The following is a 24,120-nucleotide window of genomic DNA, read 5'->3' on the forward strand; positions in this document are numbered from 1 at the left end:
GGCTCCCACAATGTTTTGTGGGGTTCAGGCAGGTGCCGAACCGATTCCCACCGTCGTGCGCACCCGGCCTTCCAACCGGCGCTTCAACCCGCGCGCCTCAATCACCAGCGTCGAGCCCTTGGCCGCATTCGCCCGGCCCCATTCCTCAAGCAACTCCAGGCACGAATGGTCGATGTAACTCAGGTTACTCAGCGGCACGTGCAAGGTGGTCCCCGCAGGCACCGTCGACAGCACCTGAGTCAGCGCCGGGACTTTCAAAAAGGTCGCCGCACCGGTCAAGCGCAACTCCATCTCACGGTCCTGGGGCAGGTCGATCAGGCTGACTTTCAGTCGCGAAGCCTTGAAGGCCAGCTTCAGCAATGTCAGCCCGAAGCCCACCAGCACACCGGTGAGCAGGTCGGTAAAGATGATCGCCAGCGCCGTCGCGGCATAGGTGAACATCGGCATCCGCCCATAGCGGCCCAACGCCCGGAACGCCTTCACGTCCACCAGCTTGATCCCGGTGTACACCAGCACACCCGCCAGGCTCGCCACCGGAATGCTTTGCAGCACGCTCGACAGCAACAGCACGAACCCCAGCAGCCACAGGCCATGGAACATCGCCGACAACCGCGTGGTAGCGCCGGCCTGCACGTTGGCCGAGCTGCGCACGATCACGCCGGTCATCGGCAGGGCGCCCACCAAGCCGCAGAGCATGTTGCCCACACCTTGAGCAGACAATTCCTTGTCGAAATCAGAACGCTGACCGCTGTGCATACGGTCGACTGCAGCGGCAGACAGCAGGGTTTCCGCGCTGGCAATAAACGCCACGGCGAACGCGGCGATCAACAGCTGTGGATCAGCCAGGTTGAGGAGGTCACTGGGGCGCAACCAGTCGATCGCGTCAGCGAGGTTTTCCGGGACTTCCACGCGCTTGACCTGCAACGCCAGCACCAGGCTGGTGACCGTTGCCAGGCCCACGCCCAACAAGGCACCCGGCACAAACCGCAGTGCGTGGGGACGGAATTTGTCCCACAGGTACATCACCAGCATCGTCGACAGCCCCAGTAAACCGGCCTGCCAGCCAAGGCCACCGCCGAGGGTCGGAATGGCTTCAGCCACTGCGGCGGGGAAGCCTGCCAGGTTATCCAGCCCGGAAGGTTTGGGGGCGCCATCGAGCATCACATGCACCTGGGACAGCACAATCAGCACGCCGATCCCCGCCAGCATGCCGTACACCACGGCCGGGGCCGTGACCCGGAACCAGCAGCCCAGGCGCAAGCGCCCCGCCACCAATTGCAGGAAACCCGCCAGCAGCAGGATCGGTCCGAGCATCATCATGCCGTGCTGGCGCACCAACTCGAACACCAACACCGCCAGGCCCGCTGCCGGGCCGCTGACCTGCAGCGGCGAACCCGCCAACCAGCCCACTACCAGGCCACCGATAATCCCGGTGATCAGCCCTTTGGCCGGGGGCATACCGGAAGCAATCGCGATGCCCATGCACAAGGGCAGGGCGACCAGAAACACCACCACGGAGGCCAGCAGCTCCCGTGGCAAAACAGCTTTCAATTGAGCAGCACGCATGATGACTCTCCCGAGGCATTCGCCGGGAGCGGTAAAGCCTGGCTGCATCCATGGCAGCCACCGCTTTACCCGGCAGGGAAGTGTTTTAGAAGCGCGCTTTAGGCGTCGCGCAAGGGATTGGCCCGTCGCCGCCCAGCGGTCGGAACGCCGCCTGGTCTGCGTCGTATGCGCGAATTTCGCTGGTCTCGATGTTGTAGATCCAACCATGGATAAACAACTGACCATTGGCCATGCGCGAGGCCACGGAAGGGTGGGTGCGCAAATGTTGCAACTGGGCGATGACGTTTTCTTCGGTCAGCACCTTCATGCTTTCGCCTTCATTGGCGCAGTCGCAGTTGTCCTCGACCATGGACTTGGCGACCTCGGCGTGGCGCAACCAGGCCCTTACCGTCGGCATCTTTTCCAGGCTCTGGGGGTTGAGCACTGCGCGCATGGCGCCGCAATCGGAATGCCCGCACACAATGATGTGCTGCACGCCCAGGGCCAATACCGCGTACTCGATGGCGGTGGAAACACCACCGTTCATCTGGCCGTAGGGCGGCACCACGTTACCTACGTTACGGGTCACGAACAGGTCGCCGGGCGAGCTTTGGGTAATCAGCTCGGGCACGATGCGTGAGTCGGCGCAGGTAATGAACATTGCGCGCGGGCTCTGGGCCGTGGCGAGTTTCTTGAAGAGTTCTTCCTGCTGAGGGAAGACGTCGTGATGGAAATGCAAAAAGCCGTCAACGATGTGCTTTAGCGCTGCATCGGCGGTTTCCGCCACCTGAGGGGCTGAAGCCGACGCAGCCAACGGCTGTTTATCCTTGTCACTCATGATTCATCCTCTTGATTAATGCAGGGTGAGTGTTCAGGTCTATTCGACGCCCAGGCTGTGAAATAGTTGGAAAACCACACAAACCGAGGCGCCGACTCATCAGTCACTCGCTGAACAAGGTAACCGTCGAAACTTAACTCAAACTGAATGAACCGCTCTAGATCGTGGGTTTCATTGATGTCAAAACGCGACTATTCCTACAGAAACAATGCGTTCTTCCTCGTCAGTCTACAACAATGCCATTTGCCTGCCAGGCGGGCAAAACGCCGAACAATCCAGGTTAAACCCCTCCCGGCGATTGAGTCCCAGCCGCTTGATCGCCTTGCTGAAGCGCTGCGCCAACAAATCAGCAAACGGCCCCTCGCCGCGCATGCGCACACCAAAGCGGCTGTCGTACACCTCACCCCCACGCACCTGGCGCACCAGGCTCATCACATGGGCCGCCCGCTGCGGGTAATGCGCCGCCAGCCACTCCTCGAATAACGGCGCCACTTCCAATGGCAAGCGCAGCATCATATACGCGGCGCTCTGCGCCCCGGCCGCGTGAGCTTCGGTCAGCAGGCTTTCCAGTTCACTGTCGTTGATCATCGGAATCATCGGCGAGCACAGCACCCCCACCGGGATACCGGCCTCACGCATCACTCGAATCGCCCGCAATCGCGCCTTGGGCGCCGCCGTGCGCGGTTCCAGGATGCGCTTGAGCTCGTCGTCCAGGCTGGTGAGGCTGATCATCACCGCCACCAGGCGTTGGCGCGCCAATTCAGTGAGCACATCGAGATCGCGCAGGATCAGCGAACCCTTGGTGATGATCGTCACCGGGTGCCGATAACGCAGCAGCACTTCGAGGGTTTGCCGGGTGATTTTGTATTCGCGCTCGATAGGCTGGTACGGGTCGGTATTGGAGCCCAGATTGATCGGTGCGCACACATAGCCCGGCTTCGACAGCTGTTGTTCGAGCACGTCGGCGGCATTGGTTTTGGCGATCAGTTTGGTTTCGAAATCCAGCCCCGGCGACAGGTCCCAATAGGCATGGCTGGGCCGCGCATAGCAGTAGATGCAGCCATGCTCACAGCCGCGATAAGGGTTGATCGAGCGATCGAAGGGCAAGTCCGGCGAATTGTTGCGGGTGATGATGCTCTTGGCCGTCTCGATCCGCACTTCGGTGCCCTGGGTCGGCGGCACTTCCTGAAACCAGCCGTCGTCCTCGACCACGCTGGCAGTCGGCGCAAAACGGTTGTGCAGGTTGGTGGCCGTGCCCCGGCCACGGGGCGGCAACGGAGTAGACATGAAAACGCCTCGATACTGTTTTTATATACAGTATCGAGGCGCGAGGGTTCTGACCAGTGCCGTTTGGCGGTCAGGCCAGGATCAGTGCTTTTGCGTTACCTGCCCCAGGTCATCGCCTGAGGTGGTGCGCATGTCACTCTTGCGCAGGTCGGCCACGTCACTGGCTGTCACGGGCGCGCCTTTGTTACCCCAGCTGCCGCGAACGAAACTGACGACATCCGCCACTTCCTGGTCCGACAAACGCCAGGCAAAAGCCGGCATGGTGAATGTCGACGGCGCCGTGTGAGTTGCCGGCAAGGTTCCACCGTTCAACACAATGTTGATCAACGACGTGGCATCCGCCGTCTGCAACACCGGGTTACCCGCCAGTGCCGGGAACACCCGCGTATAACCATGGCCGTCCGTACGGTGGCAGGCGGCGCAGTTGTCGATATACACCGACGCGCCCGGTTTGCTGTCATCGCCTTTCCACAGCGCGTCGGCCACCTGTTTATCGTACTGATGCGGCTGATCCTTGGGATCGACCGCCGGCAGGCTTTTGAGGTAACGGGCGATAGCGGTCAGGTCGTCCTGCGACATGTACTGCATGCTGTGCACGACAACATCACTCATGCCGCCAAACACCGCGCTGCGGTCACTGCGACCGGTCTTGAGGAACTGCACCAGTTGCTCCTCGCTCCAACTGCCGAGGCCGTCCTTGTGGTCGCCACGCAGGCTTTTCGCGATCCAGCCTTCCAACGGCGCGCTGCCGGACAGGAAGGCAGTGCCGTCCGCGGCACTCAGGGCTTTTTCCTGCATGGTTAGCGCGCGCGGCGTATGGCAGGCGCCACAGTGGCCGAGGCCTTCAACCAGGTAGGCGCCACGGCTGATCACCGGGTCGGCGGCGACCTGTGCCGGATGCTCCTCAACCGTCGGGGCAAACATCCAGCGCCAGGCCGCCAACGGCCAGCGCATGCTCAAGGGCCACGGAATGTCACTGTCCTTGTTCGCTTGGGCGACCGGCTCAACCCCTTTCATGAAATACGCATACAACGCCTGCATATCGCTGTCGCTGACGCGTGCGTAGGACGGATACGGCATCGCCGGGTAAAGCGTACTACCGTTCTTGGCGACACCATGGCGCACGGCCTTGTCGAAGTCTTCGAAGCTGTAGTTGCCCAGGCCCGTGTTGTCCGGGGTGATGTTGGTGGAATAGATCACGCCGATGGGCGTTTCCATCGGCAGGCCGCCAGCGAACGGCTTGCCGCCCTTGGCAGTGTGGCAGGCCACACAGTCACCCGCGCGAGCCAGGTATTCGCCCTGCTTGATCAAGTCGGTTTCGGCGGCGCTTACCGAGCAGCTGCTGAGCAACGCCAGGGAGGCGATAACGAGTGCTTTCATGGTCATCGCTCCTTATGCCTGAACCAGTGGGCCGGGATTCTTGAGGTACTGCTCGCGGATCGCCCGCGCCGACCAGTAGGTCAACGCCGCCACCAGGCCGGTAGGGTTGTAACCCAAGCCTTGTGGGAAAGCGGATGCGCCCGGGACAAATACGTTGTGCACATCCCAACTCTGCAGGTAGCGGTTCAGCGCGCTGGTTTTCGGGTCGGTGCCCATGATCGCGCCACCGTTGAGGTGAGTGGTCTGGTAGGACGCCGTGTTGAAATGCTCGCCGACCTTTTTGCCCAGCACGGCAATGGCCTTGGGGTTCATCGCTTCAGCAACCTTGCCCATTTTTTCCATCATGAAACGGTTCATCTTGATGTCGTTTTCCTGCCAGTCGAACGTCATCCGCAGCAATGGCAAACCGTAGGCATCGCGGTACACCGGGTCGAGGTCCAGGTAGTTGGCTCGGTAGGATTGATGCGCGCCGTGGGAGTCCATCGACACCTGGTGGGTGTAGTAATCGGCGGTGGCACGTTTCCAGGCACTGCCCCACGCCGGGGTGCCCGGCGGGTTGGACGTACCGGCAATCGGCCGGCTGCCGGCCTGGTTGACCCACATCGGCGAGCCTCCCACAAAGCCGTGCGGCCCGTGGTCGAAGTTATCCGCGTTGAAGTCATCAATGGCCACGCCATTGCCGCCCGCACCGATGAAGTTGTTGGTGTGGGTGTCCTTGTCGAAGAAGGCCTTGATGGTGCCCATGTTCTGGTAGGCGAAGTTCCTGCCTACCACACCCTCATTGGTAATCGGGTCGTAGGGTTTGCCGATACCCGAGAGCAACATCAGACGTACGTTGTTGAACTGGAAGGAGCCGATGATCACCAGATCCGCCGGTTGCTCGCATTCCCGACCCTGGCCGTCGATATAGGTCACGCCGGTGGCCTTGCTCTTGGTGCTGTCGAGGTTGACCTTGAGTACGTGGGAATTGGGCCGCAGCTCAAAGTTCGGCACCTGGCGCAGTGCTGGCAGGATGTTTACGTTTGGCGAGGCCTTGGAATACATGTAGCACACGTAACCGCTGCAGAACCCGCAGAAGTTGCACGGGCCCATCTGCGCGCCGTAGGGGTTGGTGTACGGCCCCGAGGTATTGGCCGACGGCAGGTTGTAGGGTTTGTAACCGACCTCGGCAGCCGCCTTCTGAAACAGCTGTGCGGACACGGTGTTTTTCTGCGACTCCAGCGGGAACGGGTTGGAACGATCCGGTGCGTATGGGTTGCCGCCACGCCCTTCGCCCACCACCTGACCTTTTACGGTCCAGGCCTGACCGGAGGTGCCGAAGACTTTTTCCGCGTAGTCGAAAAACGGCTCCAATTCTTCGTAGCTCACGCCGAAGTCCTGGATGGTCATGTCTTTGGGAATGAAATTTTTGCCGTAGCGCTCTTCATAGTGGCTACGCATGCGCAGTTCGATAGGGTCGACGCGAAAATGCACGCCCGACCAGTGCAAACCCGCGCCGCCCACGCCATTGCCGGGCAGGAACGCGCCCAACTGGCGGTTGGGCAAGGCGACGTCATTCACGCTATGGCGAATGGTCACCGTCTCCTTGGAGATGTCCTGGAAGAGTTTTTTACGCACGCTGTAGGTCAGTTCGTCGATGACCTGCGGATAGTTGCCGTCCGGATAGGTGTCCTGCATCGGGCCGCGCTCCAGCGCAACCACATTGAGGCCTGCCTCGGTCAATTCCTTGGCCATGATCGCGCCTGTCCAGCCGAAGCCCACGATCACCGCGTCCACTTTCTTCATGATGGTCGCCACGTTTATGCCCTCTCGCCGCGAATGGAAACAGCCGGGAAGGGGTATTGCTCGTTGCGTTCAACCCAGTCCATGAAATCGGCGCGCGCGCCGGGGAAGCCGATCATTGTCCAGCCGACCATGCCTTTATTGCCGCCGTGGACCGGGTCGCAGAAGAACCCTTCCTTGGTGTTTTGCAGCAGCAGGTTGAAAAACATTTTCGCGGGCACGGCTTCGAAATGCGCCGTCATTTCACTGCCGCCAGCCTCCATGCGCCGTAGCATGTCGTCCTGGGTAGCGCTGTCTTGCGCAGCAAAAGCTTTGCCATTGAACGCCTTCGACCATGCATCCGTCGCGGCAATGCCCAGGCGATAGATGTCCTTGGGCACCAGTTTGCTCTGCCAGCCCATCTCCGGCGCCGCATCGGCGTTGAACGGGCCTTGCATGAACCACAGGGCGCCGGCGGCATACGGCGTGTTCATCTGGCGGTCGATGTATTCCGGCGCGCCGGCTTCCAGGGCGCCAGGGCCTTGGGCGTCAGCGGGAATCAGGCGGGCGACGGCCGCGTTGATGAACGCCCATTCTTCGGCGGTGAAGTAGCTCGGTTCATAGGCTTTGTCGCTGGCGGGCGGCTTGGCCGGAGCGGCCTGGGCCGGCTCCGGCGTGGCCATCAACATCGAGCCGCCAAGGCCGGTGCTGGCAACCGTGACCACCGGGATCAAGGTCAAGGATTTGCGCAAAAAGTCACGCCGGGGGTTGTCTTGATCTTGATCAGACATGGGTGCACCTCATCATGTGGTCACGGATTGATCAGCCGCTTCTGGGAGCAGCGTGAAGGTTTGCCGAGCAACTAGGAGCCAATGGGCTAGAGCAGGCTCGCAAACAATAGTTACAAATGATAGCAGGCTAAGAATTGAGAAGAATCGATTAACCGAGAAAAACAGCGGATCAGGTCGGGTCTTCACGATTCTTTGACGAGTACCTCACGCCATGTTGACCCCGCGCAGGCGAATCTGTGGCCTATCAGCCCTTCCTATTCGGTCCCAACGCGCATGTTCACAATCCGTTTGCTGCCTGCCCTCGGCCTGGCGTTCATGGCTCTGCTCAGCACACTGCAGGCTCAAGCCGACGAGGCCACGTCCCTGCGCTCAGCGGAGTGGGCCCAGCCTGTGGGCGGCCAATTCAACCTGCACCAGATGACGCCCACCCTGTATCGCAGCGCATTGCCGGACAGCAGCGCCGTGCCCGTACTGGAAAAACTCAAGATCGGCACGGTGATCAACTTCTTGCCGGAATCTGATGCGTCGTGGCTGAAGACATCTGATATCAAACAGGTGCAGCTGACTTATCGCACCAACCACGTCGACGATTCCGACGTGCTGGCGGCGCTCAGGGCCATCCAGCAAGCAGAAGTTAACGGCCCCGTGCTGATGCACTGCAAACACGGCTCTGACCGCACAGGCCTGATGGCCGCGATGTATCGCGTGGTGATCCAGGGGTGGAGCAAAGAAGACGCGCTGAACGAGATGACCTTGGGCGGCTTCGGCACCAGTAACGGCTTCAAGGACGGCGTTCGCTACATGATGAAGGCCGATATCGACAAGTTGCGTACAGCCTTGGCGAATGGCGATTGCAGCACCAGCGCGTTTGCCCTGTGCTCGATGAGCAGTTGGCTCAACACGGCCAGCAGCAGCCGTGTGGAGCCAAAGAAAGACACTGATTGGGTACGCACACCCTAAGCGGGCATCAGTCCTTTTTCAGCTTGGGATTGGGGAAAAACTGCACGGCCTGCACCTTCGGGTCCGGCGCCTTCAGCGCCGATGTATTCACCCGCGTGCCCAATTCCTTGGGCACCGACAAGCCTTGATCATTCAGCGTGTCGGTATAACCGCAGGCCACACACTCACGGTGCGGCACGCTGTCTTCAGTCCACATCTTCAACTTGTCCGGCTCGCTGCACGCCGGGCAGACCGCCCCGGCGATAAATTGCTTTTTGGTTATCACAGGCCCTTCGCTCATGCTGCCGCGTCCTCACTCAGGCCGCTGTGACGCAAGAGTGCGTCAATCGACGGCGCCCGTCCGCGGAAGTCGACGAACAGCACCATCGGCGCCTGGGAACCGCCCCGCGCCAGAATCGCTTCGCGGAAGGCGCGACCGGTTTCCGCGTTGAGCACACCCTCTTCCTCGAACTTGGAGAAGGCATCCGCCGACAACACTTCCGCCCACTTGTAGCTGTAATAGCCCGCCGCGTAACCGCCGGCAAAGATGTGCGCAAAGCTGTTAGGGAAGCGGTTGTAGGCCGGTGGGCGCATGACCGAGACTTCATCGCGCACGCCTTCAAGCACCTGCGCCACGGTGCGACCATCGCCATGGGTGGCGTGCAGCTCGAAGTCGAACAACGAGAATTCCAGTTGGCGCACCATCATCAGGCCGGACTGGAAGTTCTTCGCCGCCAGCATTTTTTCCAGCAGGTCCTGAGGCAGCGGCTCACCGGTTTCATAGTGGCCGGAGATCAGCGCCAGGCCTTCCGGCTCCCAGCACCAGTTCTCCATGAACTGGCTCGGCAACTCCACCGCATCCCAGGCCACACCGTTGATGCCGGACACGCCAGCGTGTTCAACGCGGGTCAGCAGGTGGTGCAAGCCGTGGCCGAATTCGTGGAACAGCGTGGTGACTTCATCGTGGGTCAGCAGCGCAGGTTTGCCGCTGTCGGCCGGGGTGAAGTTGCACACCAGGTTGGCCACCGGGCTTTGCAATACGCCGTCGATCGTGCGGCGACGGTCGCGCGCGCCATCCATCCAGGCACCGCCCCGCTTGTTGGCGCGGGCGTACAGGTCGAAGAAGAAACGCCCGACGTGCTGGCCGTTTTCCTTGATTTCAAACAGGCGAACATCCGGGTGCCAGGTGTCGAAGCCTTTTTGCTCGGCGATTTCGATGCCGTACAGGCGCTGGACGATGGCAAACAGCCCGCTGAGCACTTTGTCGATCGGGAAGTAGGCGCGCAGGGCTTCCTGGGAAACGCTGTAGCGCTGCTCGCGCAGTTTTTCACCGTAGAAACCGCTGTCCCAGCTTTGCAGGTCGGCGCAGCCTTGTTCGGCGGCGTAGGCCTTGAGCTGTTGCAGGTCCTGGGCGGCAAACGGCTTGCTGCGCTTGGCCAGGTCACGCAGGAAGCTCAGCACCTGGTCGCTGGATTCAGCCATTTTGGTGGCCAGGCTCAGCTCTGAGAAGGACGCATAACCCAACAGCGTGGCCAGTTCCTGACGCAGGTCGAGGATCTGTTCCATCACCGGGCCGTTATCGTTCTGACCGGCATTCGGGCCTTGGTCCGACGCACGGGTGCAGTAGGCCGCGTAGACTTCTTCACGCAGGGCGCGGTCCTGGGCGTAGGTCATCACCGCGTAGTAGCTCGGAAATTCAAGGGTGATCAGCCAGCCGTCGAGGCCTTTGGCCTGGGCGGCAGCCGCCATTTGCGCCTTGGCGGAGTCGGTCAGGCCGGCGAGAGTGGCTTCATCGGTGACGTGTTTGGTCCAGGCCTGAGTAGCATCCAGCAGTTGGTTGGAAAATTTGCTGCCCAGCTCGGACAGCTTGCTCTGCACCTCGGCGTAACGTTTTTGCTGCTCAGGCGGCAAATCGATACCCGAGAGGCGGAAGTCGCGCAGGGAATGTTCCAGGATGGTTTTTTGCGCCACATCGAAGCCGGCCGCTTCGGGGCTGTTGGCCAGGGCCTCGAAGGCCTGGAACAGTGCGCGGTTCTGGCCCATCTCGGTGGAGTAGGCGCTCAATGCTGGCAGGCAGCCTTCGTAAGCTTCGCGCAGCTCGGCACTGTTACACACGGCGTTGAGGTGGCTGACCGGGCTCCAGGCGGCGCCCAGGCGGTCATTCAGCTCGTCCATGGCCAGTATCAGACCGGCCCATGTCGGATTTTTGCCCTGGCTTTGCAGGATGCCTTCGATGGCAACGCGGTTGTCGGCGAGGATCTGTTCGATGGCCGGCTGAACGTGCTCGGCACGGATCGCCGAGAACGGCGGCAGGTCGTAGGACTGCAGAAGAGGGTTGTTCGCGCTCACGGTTGGCACCTTGGCTGAAGAAACATGTAAGAACAAAGATGGGGCCATCTTAATTACAATCAACGCCCACCGCAGCTATCAGCAGAAGAGAGAGAGGCTATCGTGACCCTTCGCACCTATCAGAACCACACGCCAACCCTGGGCGCCGGGGCTTTTGTCGATATTTCGGCGGTGGTGATCGGCGATGTCGAAATCGGCGCCGACAGCTCGGTTTGGCCGCTGACCGTGATTCGCGGCGACATGCACCGCATCCGCATCGGTGCGCGCACCAGCGTGCAGGACGGCTGTGTGCTGCACATCACCCATGCCGGGCCGTTCAACCCGGATGGCTTCCCGCTGCTGATCGGCGATGACGTGACCATCGCCCACAAGGTCATGCTGCATGGCTGCACCGTGGGCAATCGGATCTTGATCGGCATGGGCAGCATCGTGATGGACGGCGCGGTGGTCGAAGACGACGTCATCATCGGCGCCGGCAGCCTGGTGCCACCGGGCAAGACACTCGACAGCGGCTTTTTGTATGTGGGCAGCCCGGTTAAACAAATCCGTCCGTTGACTGACAAGGAACGCGCGTTCTTCACCTACAGCGCAGCAAACTACGTGAAGCTCAAAGACCTGCACTTGGCGGAAGGATTCGATCAATGACCCTGCATTACCCAACCGTCCTGTTCGACCTGGACGGCACCCTGACCGATCCGCGCGAAGGCATCACCCGCTCGATCCAGTATGCCCTCGGCAAACTGGGTATCGACGAGCCGGACCTGACCAAGCTGGAACACTTTATCGGCCCGCCGTTGCTGCAAGCCTTCATGCAGTTCTATGGCTTCGATGAAGCCAAGGCCTGGGAGGCGGTGAATTTCTATCGCGAGCGTTTCAAGGTCACCGGTCTGTACGAAAACCGCGTGTTCGACGGCGTCATGCCGTTACTGGAAACGCTGAACGGCCAGGGCCGTCAGCTGTATGTGGCCACGTCCAAGCCGTGGGTGTTCGCCCGCGAGATCGCCCGGCATTTCGATTTTGCCAAGCACTTCAAAGTCATCTACGGCAGCGAGCTGGATGGGACGCGCACGCATAAAGTCGAGCTGATTGCTCACTTGATGAGCGAAGAAGGCCTGGACCCGGCGACCACCTTGATGATTGGTGATCGCAAGCACGACCTGATCGGAGCACGCAGCAATGGCCTGGATTCGGCGGCGGTGGGGTATGGGTTCGGCAGTTTTGAAGAGTTGAATGCCGAGGCGCCGACTTGGCATTTTGCGACGTTGGATGAGATGCATCAGGCGTTTTTGCAGCGCGCTTGAGATCGCCTTCGCGAGCAAGCCCGCTCCCACACTTGACCGCATTCCAAGTGTGGAAATCGATCAACTGTGGGAGCTGGCTTGCCTGCGAAGAGGCCCTAACGGCCACCACTCTCCAATTGCCTTAACGCCGCCTTACGCTGCGCCACCGGCAACCCACCCAATTTTTCAACCGCCGCAAAAAACTTCACCCAATCCCCGCCTTCCTGCGCAAACAACGCCGCAAACGCCGGCACCCATTGGTCATACAGCCCGAACGGCAACAGCCGCGCATTGTTCATCGGCTGGTTGACCCACACGTCGTAACGTTTATCCCCGCCCCATTGGCTATCGCGCATGTGCTGATACGCTGTGCGCAAGCGCTCGAACTCTGCGGCTTTGGCCTGGCGCATTACATCCGTCGCCAGCGGTTGGGCGTAGAGTTGTTCCAAGCGCTTGCGGGTATCAAGTACCAGCCGAATAAACTGATCGCGTTGCTGCAACGCCGCATTGCTCAATGGCGCCAAGCCACGCGCCGCACGCCATTGGCGGGTGCCTTCCTGCTCGACGAAGTTGGCATAAGACTCGTTGAACTCGGTGTCATCCTTCACATAAAAACGCTGATGCGCCAATTCATGAAAAATCAGCGTGGCCAGGCGCTCATCGCCCCAGTGCATCATCGAACTCATGATCGGATCGTTGAACCAACCCAGCGTGGAATAAGCCTCGACACCGCCAATCGACACGTCCATTCCCCGTTGCTGCAGCACCGCCGCCTCGCCGCGCGCAGCGCCCTGGTTGTAGTAGCCGCGATAAGCGACGCAGCCGGCGATTGGAAAGCAATGGGTTTGCGGGGATAGAGAGAATTCCGGCGTGGCGAATACATTCCAGACCACATAGGGTCGGCCAATGTCGGCGTACAACCGGTAACTCTGGTTGTCAGGCAAGTGCAGGTGCTCGCTGGCAAAGGTGCGTGCCTTCTGCGATTGCGCCAGGTGATCGCGCAGCGCCTGTGGCCGAGAGGGGTCGGCGATGACCTCGGCAACCGGCTCGCGGGCCCTCAGCAATTGCCATTGGCCGTCAGCCAACTGGGCGTAATAACTGACGCTGGAACAGCCGCTGAGCAACACGACGATTAGCCCTGGAAGAAAACGCCTCAACATGCTCCGACCGCTCCTGGGTGACTGGCTCGCCAGACTATCCTGCCGGCGCGGAATTTTTCCATGCCGTGACGTGTTTATACTCATAGAGAGTCTGCCGCCTTGTGCGCCCGGCTCAATTCTTTCCTTCCGTTGAGTGCCTGCCATGCGCCAGCTCTTGCTTCCCGTCACCGCCTTGTTCCTCAGCGCCTGTGCTTCGACGCCATTGCCACCGGTCGATCCGCACCAGGCATGGGTCGATTTCGCCACCCCGACCCCGGGCGCCAAACTGGTGATGGCCCAGCGCCTGGACGGCAAGAACCTCAACGACGGGCGTTTCTTTCAGGTGCCACCCGGCAGCCACGAACTGATGGTGCGCTTTGATTTCGAGGTGCCAACCGGGGGCAGTTTGGGCGGGTTGTCGCAGACCCAGGACCGGACCTGCTTCATGACCTTGCAGTACGACAGTTTCCAGGCAGGCCAGCGCTATGTGCTGGAGGGCCGCTCGCTGGGCTACACGCCGAACATCCGGCTGTACAACACAGCGCGGCAGTTGCTGGCGCAAGAACGCAGCGTCAACTGCATCTGATCAGTCGTTGTTCTTTTGGTAGACGATAGCTTTGGTACCGTTCTCACAGCTGCCGACGACCATGGCAACGTCGTGCTTGTCGGCTTCTTCCTTGCTGACGATTTCCAAGGTGTAGGACGGCACTGCATTAGCCTGGATTTTGACCTCGATCTCTTTCCTGAGCTCTTCACAATCTTTTGGCGCGGCCACGGCCGACGTGGCCAAAACAGCGCAGATGATCGCCAAGGCAAAACGTTTCATGTGTGTAGCTCCCTGAATGCATGCGCACGGGTGTGCGCCTAAGTTGCATAGCGTATAGGACCACATCTGGGAAACACGAGTTCTGATTTAACGCACAACTAAATGTGGGAACGGGCTTGCTCGCGAATGCGGTGGGTCAGTCACAGTGATATTGACTGGTCCACCCCGTTCGCGAGCAAGCCCGCTCCCACATTGGAAGATGCTTTATCAGTTAACCAGCGTCGCATCCAGGCTGATGTTCGCATTCAGTACCTTGGATACCGGGCACCCTTCCTTGGCTTTCTTGCTCAGTTCGTCGAACTGGGCCTGGCTTGCGCCTGGAATCTTGGCCTTGAGGATCAGGTGCACGGCGGTGATTGCAAAGCCACCTTCCACTTGGTCCAGCGTCACTTCAGCCTGGGTGTCAATGCTGTCGGCCTTGAGGCCGGCGTCGCCGAGAATCATCGAAAACGCCATGGAGAAACAGCCGGCGTGGGCCGCACCGATCAATTCTTCAGGGTTGGTGCCCTTGCCTCCTTCGAAACGGGCCTTGAAGCCGTAAGGCGCTTCACGCAGCACGCCGGTTTCGGTGGAAATGGAACCCAGCCCAGTCTTCAGATCACCTTCCCAATGCGCGGATGCTTTTTTAACGATACTCATAGCGGTCTCCTCGAACGGTGGTTTTGCTTCAGTAAGGGTTCTGAGGATAGATGCGCGGGCAAAGTTCATCTTGTCGGAAAAACCTAGTTATTTAGTAGGAAATCTCTCCACCTCTATTGAATCTCGGGTATATGCCCTCATTGCATAGAACATGCACATGAAGCGGCAGGTTTTGGTTCGTCTATAAGCCTGCGCACCTAATGGAGAAGCAGGCTTATGAAATCGCTGTCCGACGTGAAGTTCTCGACCCTCGACCTCGTGCCCGTGCGCGCCAACGGGAGCATCGCGCAATCGTTGCGCAACTCTCTGGACCTCGCCCAGCACGTGGAAAAGTTCGGCTACAACCGTTTTTGGGTGGCCGAACACCACAACATGGACGGCATCGCCAGCTCGGCCACCTCGGTGTTGCTGGGCTATCTGGCCGGTGGCACCTCGACCATCCGCGTCGGCTCCGGCGGCGTCATGCTGCCCAACCACGCGCCCTTGGTCATTGCCGAGCAGTTCGGCACGCTGGAAAGCCTGTACCCCGGCCGTATCGACCTGGGCTTGGGCCGCGCGCCCGGTTCCGACCAGATGACCGCCCGCGCCCTGCGCCGTGAACGCTCGGGCAGCGCCGACGATTTCCCCGAAGACGTGGCCGAACTGATGGCCTACCTCGGCCCACGCACGCCTGACCAACGGGTGATCGCCGTGCCGGGCACTGGCACCAACGTACCGGTCTGGCTGCTGGGTTCCAGCCTGTTCAGCGCGCAGCTTGCGGGAGAGAGGGGTTTGCCCTACGCCTTCGCCTCACATTTCGCACCGCGCTTGATGCACGAGGCGATTCGCGTGTATCGCAATCACTTCAAGCCTTCAGCCGTGCTGGACAAGCCCTACGTGATGCTCGGCATTCCGCTGGTGGCGGCCGATACCGACGAGCAGGCCGATTACCTCGCCACGTCCGTGTACCAACGCATTCTGGCGCTGATGCGCGGGCAAAGCCTGGTGCAGCGCCCACCGGTGAAAAGCATGGACGGCCTGTGGCTACCCCATGAAAAAGACGCCGTCGGCAGCTTCCTCGGCTTGGCCATGGTCGGCGGCCCGGCCAAGATCCGCGCCAAACTGGAAGTGCTGATCGAGCAAACCGGTGCCGATGAGCTGATCTTTACCAGCGACCTCTACGAGCACGCTGACCGGATTCATTCCTACGAGCTGCTGGCACAGCTGATGAAAGGCTGAGCCCGAGGCGAAAAAAAACCGACGCACTCGCGTCGGTTTTTTATGTCTGGAACACGGGATTAACCGCGTTTGTAGACGATTTCCTTGGTGCCGCCTTCGCAGGAGCCAATCACCTTATCTCCATCGGCTGCAGCGCCTTTATCGACAACATCCAGGGAATAATGCTGAACGCCTTTCGCATCAAGCTTTGCTGCGAGTTCACTTTTCAGCTCCTCACAAGGCTTGCCCGCCGCCAGGGCTGTACCCGCGATGCTCAACAAACCTACCGCCAACAGGAACTTCTTCATCCGTTACTTTCCTTGCGCTGATCGAAAAGAGCGTGCCGATGCATTGCATCGGCACCCTAAGGGTGTAGCGCAGGTTATGGCAATCGGCCAGTCGGCAAGTTCAACCGACGTGATCAACTACTGGCAATTCGGAACCCCACCTTCAGCGTGACCTGGAAGTGCGCGGCCTTGCCGTCCTTGATGTGGCCACGGGTTTCGGTCACTTCAAACCACTCCAAGTGCTTGATGCTCTTATGCGCTTCGGCAATCGCGTTGTTGATGGCGTCTTCGATGCTGGTCGTCGACGAGCCCACCAGTTCGACTTTCTTGTAAGTGTGATGATCTGACATAGCGTTTCTCCTGAGGTCTCTACTGAGCGTAGCAGTCAATGTTCGTACTGCTTCTGGCGGCTATTCGTAGGTGAAAGTTCAGATTTACTGCACTTTCTGAAAACGCCGTAGTCGGTATCTACACACGCCACTCAATCACTTCAGGAGAGCCCACATGGCCAACACTTCTTTACGCAAAGCGTCGCTGGAAAGCATGGAAGCCGAGATTTCGAGCCTGCTCAAGTCCCTTGAGAGCCTCAAGGATGATGCATCCGATGAGTCGCGCAAAACGCTGAAGGCCCTGAAAAGTAATGCCGAGAATGCTCTCAAGCACTCCCGCCACCTGATCAGCGATGCCTACGAAGAAAGCAAAGTCAAAATCCGCGAAACCGGCGTCGCCACCCGCGACTACGCGCAAGAGCACCCATGGACTACCGCCGGCGTTGCCGTTGGCGCGTTGGGCCTGCTGGCCGCTTACCTGCTGTGCAAACGCGGTGACTGATTGACCGGCTACAGCGGTTGGCGCAGCAGCTCTGCCTTGAGCCACTGCGCCAGCTGACCGGCGCGCCCGTCTGCGGCGCGTTTGGGTAGCCACAACGCCAGGTGCGCCGGGGTTTCACTGAAACCCCACGGCGCCACCAGGCGACCCGCTCGCAGGTCCTCTGCCACCAGCGGTTCAGGTGCAATCGCCACTCCCAGCCCGGCAACAGCCGCCTCCAGCAAATAATACAAATGCTCAAAACCCTGGCCGAGTTTCAGCGCGCCGGGCTCGATGCCGTGTTGCTGCGCCCAACTGGGCCAGGCCTGCGGGCGCGAGGTGGTGTGCAACAGCGCTTCGCCACACAACGCCGAGGCAGGTGCATGACGCAGAGGCTCATAACCGGCGAAGCGCGGGCTCATCACCGGGCCAATCCGCTCGCTGGCCAGTTCGTACACTTGCATATCCACCGGCCACGGCGGTTCGGCGAAAACCAGCAGGGCGTCAAGACCGGGCCGCCGAGGATCAAGGTCGCCGTCACCGGCGGACAGGTGCAGGCGCAGGTCCGGTAAGTCTGCGTTCAAGCGGCCCAGGCGCGGGATCAACCAGCGCGCCAACAAGCTGCCCGAGCAGCCCAGCACGAAGGGCGCATCGGCGCTGGCTTGGGTGAGTTCTGCGCACACGTCCCTCAAGCGCTCGAAGGCTTCGGCACTCGCGTCGCGCAGGCGCACACCGGCATCTGTGAGTTTAAGGCCGCGCCCGTCCTTGACGAACAGGCTGACACCCAAATGCTCTTCCAGCACCTTCAACTGGCGACTGACGGCACCGTGGGTCACATGCAGTTGCTCAGCGGCCTGGCTGACGCTGTTGAGCCGGGCAGTGGCTTCGAACGCGCGCAGGGCATTGAGGGGCGGAAGGTCTCGGCTCATCTGTGAGTTTTCCTGACAGGTTACGGCGATCTTATCGGTTTTCAGCGCCGGATGTGAGGGGTAGAGTGACCGTCATTGCCTCTCACACGAATTATTTCCTGGAGCGCCCCATGACTCAGTCCCAGACCGACCTGCGCAACGGCCCCGACGCCAACGGCCTCTTTGGCGCGTTCGGCGGCCGCTACGTCGCTGAAACCCTGATGCCGTTGATCCTCGACCTGGCCCGCGAATACGAAGCGGCGAAGATTGATCCGGCTTTCAACGAAGAACTGGCCTACTTCCAGCGCGACTACGTCGGACGCCCAAGCCCGCTGTATTTCGCCGAGCGCCTGACTGAGTTCTGCGGCGGTGCCAAGATCTACCTCAAGCGCGAAGAGCTGAACCACACCGGCGCGCACAAGATCAACAACTGCATCGGCCAGATCCTGCTGGCGCGGCGCATGGGCAAAAAACGCATCATCGCCGAGACCGGCGCCGGCATGCACGGCGTGGCAACCGCCACCGTGGCCGCACGCTTTGGCCTCGACTGTGTGATCTACATGGGCACCACCGACATCGAGCGCCAACAGGCCAACGTGTTCCGCATGAAGCTGCTGGGCGCCGAAGTGATCCCGGTGGTCGCTGGCACCGGCACCCTCAAGGACGCAATGAACGAAGCCCTGCGTGACTGGGTGACCAACGTCGACGACACCTTCTACCTGATCGGCACCGTGGCCGGCCCGCACCCGTACCCGGCGATGGTGCGCGACTTCCAGGCCGTGATCGGCAAGGAAACCCGCACCCAGATGCAAGCCCAGGAAGGCCGCTTGCCGGACAGCCTGGTGGCCTGCATCGGCGGTGGCTCCAACGCCATGGGCCTGTTCCACCCGTTCCTGGATGACGCCAGCGTCGAGATTATCGGTGTTGAAGCAGCCGGCTACGGCATCGAAACCGGCAAGCATGCCGCCAGCCTCAACGGCGGCGTACCGGGCGTGCTGCACGGCAACCGCACCTTCCTGCTGCAGGACGACGACGGCCAGATCATCGACGCCCACTCGATTTCCGCCGGCCTCGACTACCCCGGCATCGGCCCTGAGCATGCCTGGTTGCATGATATCGGCCGCGCCCAATACACCTCGGTGACCGACGACGAGGCCCTGATCGCATTCCACAAATGCTGCCGCCTGGAAGGGATTATTCCCGCACTGGAAACCGCCCACGCCTTGGCCGAAGTGTTCAAACGCGCACCGAATCTGCCGAAGGATCACCTGATGGTGGTCAACCTCTCCGGCCGTGGCGACAAAGACATGCAGACCGTGATGCACCACATGGAACAGTCCCAGCAGGAGAAACACTGATGAGCCGCCTGCAAACCCGCTTTGCGCAGCTGAAAGTACAAAACCGCGCGGCCCTGGTGACCTTCGTCACCGCCGGCGACCCGGGTTATGACACCTCGCTGGCGATCCTCAAGGGTTTGCCGGCGGCCGGCGCCGACGTGATCGAGCTGGGCATGCCCTTCACCGACCCGATGGCCGACGGCCCGGCGATTCAACTGGCCAACATCCGCGCGCTGGAAGCCAAGCAGAATCTGGCGAAAACCCTGCAGATGGTTCGCGAGTTCCGCCAGGGCAATAACGACACACCACTGGTGCTGATGGGTTACTTCAACCCGATCCACAAATACGGTGTGCCACAGTTCATCACCGACGCGAAAGAAGCCGGCGTTGATGGCCTGATCGTGGTCGACATGCCGCCTGAGCATAACGGCGAGCTGTGCGACCCGGCCCAGGCAGCAGGCCTCGACTTTATCCGCCTGACCACGCCAACCACCGATGACGTACGCCTGCCGACCGTGCTCAACGGCAGCTCCGGCTTTGTGTATTACGTGTCGGTAGCCGGTGTCACCGGTGCCGGTGCGGCCACCCTGGAACACGTTGAAGAAGCGGTGACCCGCTTGCGCCGCCACACCGACCTGCCCATCAGCATCGGTTTTGGTATCCGCACGCCTGAGCAGGCTGCGGCCATCGCACGCTTGGCTGACGGTGTGGTGGTGGGTTCGGCGCTGATCGACCACATTGCCAATGCCAAAAATGATCAGCAAGCGATTGATGGCGTATTGGGCTTGTGCGCGGCGCTGTCGGAAGGTGTCCGCAACGCCCGTAAGTAAACGCCATGTAGCGGTAGGTAAAGTTCCTGATACAGAGGAATCATACTGTCGAATCAGTACCTAAACTGACAAGACCAAGGGATTTCGAACTCGGTTCGAAATCCCTTTTTTGTTGGTGCAGTACTGAGGAAACACCCCATGAAAATGCCTAAACGCTTGATCGCCGGTCTCGGCGTGCTGATGCTCGGCGCGAGTGCCTTGGTGCAGGCCGCGCCGCCTGACCAACGGGGTGATGGCGACGGCCCCGGCCGTGGCGGCCCGCAAGGCCAGCACGAGCAACGTGGCGACGACCATCGCGGCCCGCCGGACAACCGTCGCGGCGGCCCACCTCAGGACTTCGGCCCGGTGCGGCAGATCATCCACGACAACCACGGCCAATTCTCGCGCGGCGCACCGCCGCCGCCGAATGTACGTCTGGTTCGCGGCCAGCCCCTGCCACGCGGCTATTACGGTGAACGTCTCGACAATCGCGCCCTGGCACGCCTGCCGGTTTACCCAGGGTATGAATGGCGCCGTTCCGGGCCGGACGTGGTGTTGATCGCGGTGGGCACGGGGATCGTCTACGAAATCCTGAACGGCGTGCTCAACTGACCGCAATGCTTGGGTGGCAAGCCGGCTTGTTGAAGCGAGCGGGCTTGCCACAGGGGTCAGCCGCCGCCCTGATAATGGGTTTACAGTTCGATGCGTTCGACTTTGCCCACCAGCAACACGTAGGAAAGCGCCCCGAGCAATGCCAGCACCGCGATGTAGGTAATCGCTGGCGCAAATGAATCACCACTGGCCAGAAAGCCGATCACTATCGGCGTGGTAATCGCCGACAAGTTACCGATAAAGTTAAACACGCCCCCGGTGAGCCCCAACAAACGCGCAGGCGCCAAGGTCGATACCAGCGACCAGGTGATCGACGCCAAGCCATTGCCGAAAAACGCTAGCGCCAGAAACGCAATCACCCACGCTGTCGAGTCCACATAGTTGGCGCCGATGATCGCCGTGGAAATCAGCAGCCCGCCAATGATCGGCAACTTGCGCGCAAAGCCTACCGACGCGCCCCGGCGAATCAGCCAATCAGAAAAAATCCCCGAACACAGCACGCCGACAAATGCGGCGAGAAACGGCAACGACGCCAACAACCCGGACTTGATGAAGTCCATGCCCCGGTATTTCACCAGGTAGGTCGGGAACCACGTCAGGAAGAACCACAGCGTGGAGTTCAGGCAGAACTGCCCCAGGTAGATGCCCCACAACTTGCGCTGGCTCAGCACCACCCTCAGGTCGACCCAACTGAACGGCGCCTTGGCCGTTTGCGCCTGGATATCCACCAGCCCGCCACCGTCGCGGATCAGTTCGATTTCAGCCGCGTTGGCGCCTTTGAAATCCTTCGGCTCGCGGTACACCGCGTACCAGATCAGCGCCCACAGAATGCCCACACCCCCGGTGGCGACGAACACCATGTGCCAGCCAAACGCGTGCTGCAGCCAGGCCAGTACCGGCGTGAGAAAGGCGAGCCCGACAAATTGCCCCGAGGTGTAAACACCAATCGCCGTGGCGCGCTCGCGTTCCGGAAACCAGGTGGTGACCACGCGGCTGTTGATCGGGTAGGCCGGCGCTTCCAGCGCACCCACCGCCATACGCAGCACGAACAGCGCGATAAAGCTGGCGGCGAACCCGAGCAGCACGGTGGCAATCGACCACAGCAGCAGGGCGACGGTGTAGAGAATGCGCGGCGGCACCCGGTCGACCAGCCAGCCGCCGGGGATCTGCATGGCGGCGTAGGTCCAGCCGAAAGCCGAGAAGATCAGCCCGACGTGCACTGGGTCGATCCCCAGCTCGCTGGTCAGCGCCGGGGCGGCAATCGACAGGTTGCTGCGGTCGAGGTAGTTGATCACCACGGTGATAAACAGCAACACCATGATGAAGAAACGCTTTCTGCTGGGCGTGACTAAAGACGCCTGCCCGGTGAAGGATTCAGGGTGCATGGGGGAGTGCCTCTTCTTATGGTTATTGAGGACAAATCTGGCTGAACGAACGCGGTCAGTGTGGGAGCTGGCTTGCCTGGATGGCGGTATACCTGCGCCAGAGATGCAAGCTGGCCCACCGATATCGCCGGCAAGCCAGCTCCCACATTGACTGTGTTTCCTCAGGAGGGGCTTACCACTCGGCGAAGCTGCCGTCGGCATGGCGCCAGATCGGGTTGCGCCAGCGGTGGCCGATGGCCGCGCGTTCGATCACATACTCTTCGTTGATCTCGATGCCCAGGCCCGGCCCATTGGGGATCTTCACAAAGCCTTTGTCATAGTCGAACACGCCCGGGTCGCGCACGTAGTCGAGCAAGTCGTTGCTCTCGTTGTAGTGGATGCCCAGGCTTTGCTCCTGGATAAACGCGTTGTAGCAAACCGCGTCCAGTTGCAGGCAGGCCGCCAGGGCAATCGGACCCAGCGGGCAGTGCAGGGCCAGGGCCACGTCGTAGGCTTCGGCCATGTTGGCGATCTTGCGGGTTTCGGTGATGCCGCCGGCGTGGGACGCGTCCGGCTGGATGATGTCGACGTAACCTTCGCTGAGCACGCGCTTGAAGTCCCACCGCGAGAACAACCGCTCGCCGAGGGCGATCGGCGTGCTGGTCAGCGGCGCCAGTTCTTTCAGCGCCTCATAGTTTTCACTGAGCACTGGCTCTTCGATAAACATCAGTTTGTACGGGTCCAACTCTTTCATCAGCACCTTGGCCATGGGCTTGTGCACGCGGCCATGGAAGTCGACGCCGATGCCGACGTTAGGGCCGACGGCGTCGCGCACGGCAGCCACGTTGGCCAGGGCCAGGTCGACTTTTTCAAAGCTGTCGACGAACTGCAGTTCTTCAGTACCGTTCATTTTCACTGCGGTAAAACCACGCGCGACCGCCTCTTTGGCGGCGCGGGCGGTGTCGGCCGGGCGATCGCCGCCGATCCATGAATACACGCGGATCTTGTCGCGCACCTGGCCGCCCAACAGGTCGCTGACCGATACGCCAAGCGCCTTGCCCTTGATATCCCACAGCGCCTGGTCGATACCGGCCAGGGCACTCATGTGCACGGCGCCGCCACGGTAGAAGCCGCCCCGGTAGAGCACGGTCCAGATGTCTTCGATATTGCGTGGGTCTTTGCCGATCAGGTAGTCGCTGAGCTCTTCGACGGCAGCCGCCACCGTGTGGGCGCGACCTTCAACCACGGGCTCGCCCCAACCGGTCACGCCCTGGTCGGTTTCAACCTTGAGGAAGCACCAGCGCGGCGGCACGATGAAGGTAGTCAGTTTGGTGATTTTCATCTCTTATCTCTCTTGTCGATGCAGCGCCCAAGGCGCAAAGCTTGCACTCAGTTCAGGGGCATCAGTTAAGCGCGTTCCAGGCCGCGACATAGGCCTGGGCGCTGCTGGCGACTTGCGCCACCGACATACCCGGCTTGAACAACCCGGAACCCAGGCCGAAGCCCTTCGCGCCGGCGTCGAAATACACCTGCATGTTGTCCGGGGTCACACCGCCGACCGGCAGCAGCAACGTGCCCGTCGGCAATACCGCCAGCCACGCCTTGATCACCGCCGGGCCCATTTGCTCGGCCGGGAAGAGCTTCAATACGTCGGCACCCTCGGCCAGCGCGGCGAAGGCTTCGGTCGGCGTGGCGACACCCGGCGACAGGTACAGGCCCGCCGCTTTCGCAGCACGTAGCACCTTGGCGTCGCTGTGGGGCATGACAATCACCTGGCCGCCGGCCGCTTTCACCTGCGCCACTTGCTCCGGCGTCAACACCGTACCCGCGCCGATCAGGCAATCGGCGGGCAGGCTGCTGCGCAGCGTACGGATGCTGGTGTAAGGGTCGGGGGAGTTCAGCGGTACTTCAATCACGCGAAAGCCAGCCTGATAGAGCACCTGGCCAACCGCCTCCGCTTCGTCCGGTCGTATACCGCGCAGGATTGCGATCAAACCATTGTGTGCGAGTGCTTGCTTGAGCATG

The 24,120-nt window shown here is 61.0% G+C and carries 26 protein-coding genes; 9 read left to right on the forward strand and 17 right to left on the reverse strand.

The genetic code is table 11. The features are described 5' to 3' along the window. Positions 1 to 24: 24 nt before the first annotated feature. From JFT85_RS15605 to JFT85_RS15630, 6 genes are all read right to left on the reverse strand, one after another. The gene (locus JFT85_RS15605) at positions 25 to 1,566 is read right to left on the reverse strand and encodes a SulP family inorganic anion transporter (protein WP_053253652.1); all 1,542 of its coding nucleotides are present in this window, start codon (positions 1,564 to 1,566) and stop codon (positions 25 to 27) included. 85 nt (positions 1,567 to 1,651) lie between these two features. Next, positions 1,652 to 2,383 carry a carbonic anhydrase gene (locus JFT85_RS15610; protein ID WP_053253651.1) on the reverse strand — a complete coding sequence of 244 codons (732 nt, stop codon included), beginning with the start codon at positions 2,381 to 2,383 and terminating at the stop codon, positions 1,652 to 1,654. 228 nt (positions 2,384 to 2,611) lie between these two features. After that, a complete protein-coding gene (locus tag JFT85_RS15615; protein WP_073638257.1) occupies positions 2,612 to 3,670 on the reverse strand; it encodes a PA0069 family radical SAM protein in 1,059 nt (352 codons plus the stop codon). An 81-nt stretch (positions 3,671 to 3,751) separates the two neighbouring features. Further along, complete coding sequence (locus JFT85_RS15620) at positions 3,752 to 5,050, reverse strand: cytochrome c (protein ID WP_201230095.1); 1,299 nt, start codon at positions 5,048 to 5,050, stop codon at positions 3,752 to 3,754. A 12-nt stretch (positions 5,051 to 5,062) separates the two neighbouring features. Next, the gene (locus JFT85_RS15625; RefSeq protein ID WP_053253648.1) at positions 5,063 to 6,847 is read right to left on the reverse strand and encodes a GMC family oxidoreductase; all 1,785 of its coding nucleotides are present in this window, start codon (positions 6,845 to 6,847) and stop codon (positions 5,063 to 5,065) included. 2 nt (positions 6,848 to 6,849) lie between these two features. Next, positions 6,850 to 7,602 carry a gluconate 2-dehydrogenase subunit 3 family protein gene (locus JFT85_RS15630; protein ID WP_053253647.1) on the reverse strand — a complete coding sequence of 251 codons (753 nt, stop codon included), beginning with the start codon at positions 7,600 to 7,602 and terminating at the stop codon, positions 6,850 to 6,852. A gap of 273 nt (positions 7,603 to 7,875) precedes the next feature. Here JFT85_RS15630 and JFT85_RS15635 point away from each other — a divergent pair, with 273 nt between their 5' ends. Then, a complete protein-coding gene (locus JFT85_RS15635; RefSeq protein ID WP_201230097.1) occupies positions 7,876 to 8,562 on the forward strand; it encodes a dual specificity protein phosphatase family protein in 687 nt (228 codons plus the stop codon). Between the two features lie 7 nt (positions 8,563 to 8,569). Here JFT85_RS15635 and JFT85_RS15640 read toward each other — a convergent pair whose 3' ends face one another. Together JFT85_RS15640 and prlC are read right to left on the reverse strand one after the other, a co-directional pair. Beyond that, entirely contained in the window at positions 8,570 to 8,842 is a 273-nt protein-coding gene (locus JFT85_RS15640) for a YheV family putative zinc ribbon protein (protein ID WP_027608125.1), read from the reverse strand. Then, complete coding sequence (prlC, locus tag JFT85_RS15645; RefSeq protein WP_053253645.1) at positions 8,839 to 10,890, reverse strand: oligopeptidase A; 2,052 nt, start codon at positions 10,888 to 10,890, stop codon at positions 8,839 to 8,841. The genes JFT85_RS15640 and prlC overlap by 4 nt, the downstream gene beginning before the upstream one ends. Before the next feature lie 102 nt (positions 10,891 to 10,992). Here prlC and JFT85_RS15650 point away from each other — a divergent pair, with 102 nt between their 5' ends. Both JFT85_RS15650 and JFT85_RS15655 read left to right on the forward strand, forming a co-directional pair. Further along, complete coding sequence (locus JFT85_RS15650; protein WP_069551787.1) at positions 10,993 to 11,535, forward strand: gamma carbonic anhydrase family protein; 543 nt, start codon at positions 10,993 to 10,995, stop codon at positions 11,533 to 11,535. After that, complete coding sequence (locus JFT85_RS15655; protein ID WP_069551786.1) at positions 11,532 to 12,191, forward strand: HAD family hydrolase; 660 nt, start codon at positions 11,532 to 11,534, stop codon at positions 12,189 to 12,191. The genes JFT85_RS15650 and JFT85_RS15655 overlap by 4 nt, the downstream gene beginning before the upstream one ends. Before the next feature lie 95 nt (positions 12,192 to 12,286). Here the strand turns inward: JFT85_RS15655 and JFT85_RS15660 are convergent, their stop codons facing one another. Next, the gene (locus tag JFT85_RS15660) at positions 12,287 to 13,330 is read right to left on the reverse strand and encodes an aminopeptidase (protein ID WP_169876332.1); all 1,044 of its coding nucleotides are present in this window, start codon (positions 13,328 to 13,330) and stop codon (positions 12,287 to 12,289) included. A gap of 142 nt (positions 13,331 to 13,472) precedes the next feature. Here JFT85_RS15660 and JFT85_RS15665 point away from each other — a divergent pair, with 142 nt between their 5' ends. Next, positions 13,473 to 13,895: a PA0061/PA0062 family lipoprotein gene (locus JFT85_RS15665; RefSeq protein WP_073638262.1), complete on the forward strand. Its 423-nt coding sequence runs from the start codon at positions 13,473 to 13,475 to the stop codon at positions 13,893 to 13,895. Here JFT85_RS15665 and JFT85_RS15670 read toward each other — a convergent pair whose 3' ends face one another. Together JFT85_RS15670 and JFT85_RS15675 are read right to left on the reverse strand one after the other, a co-directional pair. Continuing rightward, positions 13,896 to 14,135, reverse strand: coding sequence for a DUF1161 domain-containing protein (locus JFT85_RS15670; protein ID WP_069551784.1), 240 nt, complete (start codon positions 14,133 to 14,135; stop codon positions 13,896 to 13,898). A 207-nt stretch (positions 14,136 to 14,342) separates the two neighbouring features. Further along, complete coding sequence (locus JFT85_RS15675; protein ID WP_053253639.1) at positions 14,343 to 14,774, reverse strand: OsmC family protein; 432 nt, start codon at positions 14,772 to 14,774, stop codon at positions 14,343 to 14,345. 216 nt (positions 14,775 to 14,990) lie between these two features. On the opposite strand from JFT85_RS15675, the gene JFT85_RS15680 reads away from it, so the two are divergent. Beyond that, positions 14,991 to 15,992 carry an LLM class flavin-dependent oxidoreductase gene (locus JFT85_RS15680; protein ID WP_053253638.1) on the forward strand — a complete coding sequence of 334 codons (1,002 nt, stop codon included), beginning with the start codon at positions 14,991 to 14,993 and terminating at the stop codon, positions 15,990 to 15,992. A 59-nt stretch (positions 15,993 to 16,051) separates the two neighbouring features. Here JFT85_RS15680 and JFT85_RS15685 read toward each other — a convergent pair whose 3' ends face one another. Further along, on the reverse strand, positions 16,052 to 16,279 hold the full coding sequence (locus JFT85_RS15685; protein WP_053253637.1) for a DUF1161 domain-containing protein: 228 nt from the start codon (positions 16,277 to 16,279) through the stop codon (positions 16,052 to 16,054). A gap of 113 nt (positions 16,280 to 16,392) precedes the next feature. Then, positions 16,393 to 16,608: a dodecin gene (locus tag JFT85_RS15690; protein WP_016969657.1), complete on the reverse strand. Its 216-nt coding sequence runs from the start codon at positions 16,606 to 16,608 to the stop codon at positions 16,393 to 16,395. A 154-nt stretch (positions 16,609 to 16,762) separates the two neighbouring features. On the opposite strand from JFT85_RS15690, the gene JFT85_RS15695 reads away from it, so the two are divergent. Next, entirely contained in the window at positions 16,763 to 17,089 is a 327-nt protein-coding gene (locus JFT85_RS15695) for a DUF883 family protein (protein ID WP_003170746.1), read from the forward strand. A gap of 8 nt (positions 17,090 to 17,097) precedes the next feature. On the opposite strand, the gene JFT85_RS15700 is transcribed toward JFT85_RS15695, so the two are convergent. After that, positions 17,098 to 17,994 carry a LysR family transcriptional regulator gene (locus tag JFT85_RS15700; protein ID WP_069551782.1) on the reverse strand — a complete coding sequence of 299 codons (897 nt, stop codon included), beginning with the start codon at positions 17,992 to 17,994 and terminating at the stop codon, positions 17,098 to 17,100. Between the two features lie 110 nt (positions 17,995 to 18,104). Between JFT85_RS15700 and trpB the strand changes: the two genes are divergently transcribed. The 3 genes from trpB (at position 18,105) to JFT85_RS15715 (ending at position 20,731) form a co-directional block, all read left to right on the forward strand. After that, the gene (gene trpB / locus JFT85_RS15705) at positions 18,105 to 19,331 is read left to right on the forward strand and encodes a tryptophan synthase subunit beta (RefSeq protein WP_053253635.1); all 1,227 of its coding nucleotides are present in this window, start codon (positions 18,105 to 18,107) and stop codon (positions 19,329 to 19,331) included. Then, complete coding sequence (gene trpA, locus JFT85_RS15710; protein WP_069551781.1) at positions 19,331 to 20,140, forward strand: tryptophan synthase subunit alpha; 810 nt, start codon at positions 19,331 to 19,333, stop codon at positions 20,138 to 20,140. The genes trpB and trpA overlap by 1 nt, the downstream gene beginning before the upstream one ends. 138 nt (positions 20,141 to 20,278) lie before the next feature. Next, positions 20,279 to 20,731, forward strand: a complete 453-nt coding sequence (locus JFT85_RS15715) for an anti-virulence regulator CigR family protein (protein ID WP_053253633.1) — start codon at positions 20,279 to 20,281, stop codon at positions 20,729 to 20,731. 80 nt (positions 20,732 to 20,811) lie between these two features. Here the strand turns inward: JFT85_RS15715 and JFT85_RS15720 are convergent, their stop codons facing one another. The 3 genes from JFT85_RS15720 to JFT85_RS15730 form a co-directional block, all read right to left on the reverse strand. Further along, positions 20,812 to 22,116 carry an MFS transporter gene (locus JFT85_RS15720; protein WP_053253632.1) on the reverse strand — a complete coding sequence of 435 codons (1,305 nt, stop codon included), beginning with the start codon at positions 22,114 to 22,116 and terminating at the stop codon, positions 20,812 to 20,814. Positions 22,117 to 22,288: 172 nt separating this feature from the next. Continuing rightward, positions 22,289 to 23,437, reverse strand: coding sequence for a galactonate dehydratase (gene dgoD / locus JFT85_RS15725; RefSeq protein ID WP_017137927.1), 1,149 nt, complete (start codon positions 23,435 to 23,437; stop codon positions 22,289 to 22,291). 61 nt (positions 23,438 to 23,498) lie between these two features. After that, entirely contained in the window at positions 23,499 to 24,119 is a 621-nt protein-coding gene (locus tag JFT85_RS15730; protein WP_073638263.1) for a 2-dehydro-3-deoxy-6-phosphogalactonate aldolase, read from the reverse strand. Position 24,120 lies beyond the last annotated feature (1 nt).

The sequence above is a fragment of the Pseudomonas sp. TH04 genome, from assembly GCF_016651355.1.
Classification (GTDB): Bacteria; Pseudomonadota; Gammaproteobacteria; order Pseudomonadales; family Pseudomonadaceae; genus Aquipseudomonas; species Aquipseudomonas fluorescens.